Origin of the sequence: Bacillus sp. MUM 116, assembly GCF_001866655.1 — a bacterium.
Taxonomy (GTDB): domain Bacteria; phylum Bacillota; class Bacilli; order Bacillales; family Cytobacillaceae; genus Neobacillus.
In genome coordinates this window covers 1-1761 of the sequence record NZ_MLYR01000170.1, presented here as the reverse complement: position 1 = coordinate 1761, position 1761 = coordinate 1, and the positions used below count along the sequence as shown (strand labels likewise).

The 1761-nt window shown below is 35.0% G+C and carries 1 protein-coding gene; it reads right to left on the bottom strand.

All coding sequences use genetic code 11. The features are described 5' to 3' along the window. Nucleotides 1-276: 276 nt before the first annotated feature. Entirely contained in the window at nucleotides 277-1497 is a 1221-nt protein-coding gene (locus BIV60_RS27185; protein WP_071358785.1) for a CdaR family transcriptional regulator, read from the bottom strand. Nucleotides 1498-1761 lie beyond the last annotated feature (264 nt).

The following is a 1761-nucleotide window of genomic DNA, read 5'->3' as shown; positions in this document are numbered from 1 at the left end:
ACAGAAAAATAAGAGGGGGAGGTCACCTAAAGATGATTTGGATGACCGTTGAGACAGAAAAATGAAAGGGGAGGTCACCTAAAGAGGTTCTAGATGACCGTTATGGCAGAAACAGGAGCAGAAAGGACACCTAAAGTAGATTTTCGGACAAAAAGCATCAGGTAATTGTCTGGTTTTTATAAATTTCATCAAATTCTTTTGTAACGAAAAGTGAAGCGACAGGAGTGTAAATCAACAGCCAAGTTTAACACAGTAAAAAAAGTAAAAAGAACCTGCTTAGTGTACAGGTTCCATTTTTGATTCCTCATAGCATTGAATCGCCGTATAAAGGAGCATACAATGCTCAAAGCTGCTTGTATTCAAAGAAGTGATTTCACATATTTTTTCAAGACGGTAAATAATCGTGTTGCGATGGATAAATAGATTTCTAGATGCCTCACTCAAATTCATATTATATTGACAAAAGCCAATAAAGGTAGAAGACAAGATCTCATAATTATCGTGTTTAATCAGTGGGGAAATGAAGTTTATCAGTTTCTCTTTGTAATCAGTAGTAATCTCTTTCGGAAGAAGTCTCCATAACATTTCCTGCTCATTATAGATGTGTATCCCTGAATCTAGATTAAATTGTTTTCCAATGGTCATGGCATTTACGGCATTATTGTAGGATTCAGCGATGCCACTTAGGCTGCTGCTTATATTTCCTATTGAAATGCAAGCTGAGACACGGTGTTTTTTCTCCAGAAAAGTATTAATCTTCTCCAGTTTATTTGGCAAGCTTTCCACCAATGTCGAAAAGGAACGCGAATAGGGGAGTGCCTTGATGACAATCAAGCGCTCGAGACTAAGAAAAGAAATCATATCATCATTATTATCCTGAAAAATTAATTGAAAAAAACTTAATAGCTCTTTTTGAAAATATTGCATCGGAAAGCTATCATAAAAATCATTTGCTTCTTTTTGGGCAGAAATTTTTTTGGAAAAGTTTTGGATATCAATTAACAGACAGACCCGGTTGGTATGTAAATCAAATTCAAGCAATTTTGCCGATTGAAGAATTTGTTCATTAATTTCATTCATGGATTCTCGATAATGAATGAGTTGATGGACAAACATTTCTACCATTTTTTCCTTAAGATCTACCATTTCCTTTCGAAAGGCTTCCTGGCACATCATTTCCACTTGATTTTTAACAAGTTGCACATATTTTTTTACCTCCTCTGGGTCGCCGACAATTCCAAGCACACCGATTACCTTATTATTAAACTTTAATGGAGTGGAGACTCCGGGAAGAATTCTTTTCTCGATTTCATTTTTACAATTCACCAATGTATTTTTCCTAATCACTTCAAGCGAAGGTTGGTGAAAGAGGCCGATTCGATTTTTATCTGTTGAACCGATAATCATTCCCTCTTTGTCGGTGATACTGATGGGATATTGCAGGATTTCGCTTGTCTTTTCTACAATATCTTGTGCAATGTGTTCGAGGATTTTCATATCTCATACTCCTTTCGTTTCCCTTTCTAGAAGCCAATACCTGCTGTTTCATTAAAAAGAAACAAAAATACTCTATTTATTTTACCTATTTTTGTTTGATATGTACAATCTATTTGGAAAAGTCTGAATTCATTTCTTGTTTTTTACAAAGGCTCTTTTCGTAAACTTTGTTGCTTTTGGACCTTAATAAAGGTCAAATACTTAAGTTTCTAGGCGATTTTCGCAAATATTCTTACGAAAAGATGCCACGAAGCATTTAGTTAT

Excerpts from the sequence above, each read along its gene's own strand:
- BIV60_RS27185 (WP_071358785.1), bottom strand. The coding sequence starts at position 1,497 with ATGAAAATCCTCGAACACATTGCACAAGATATTGTAGAAAAGACAAGC.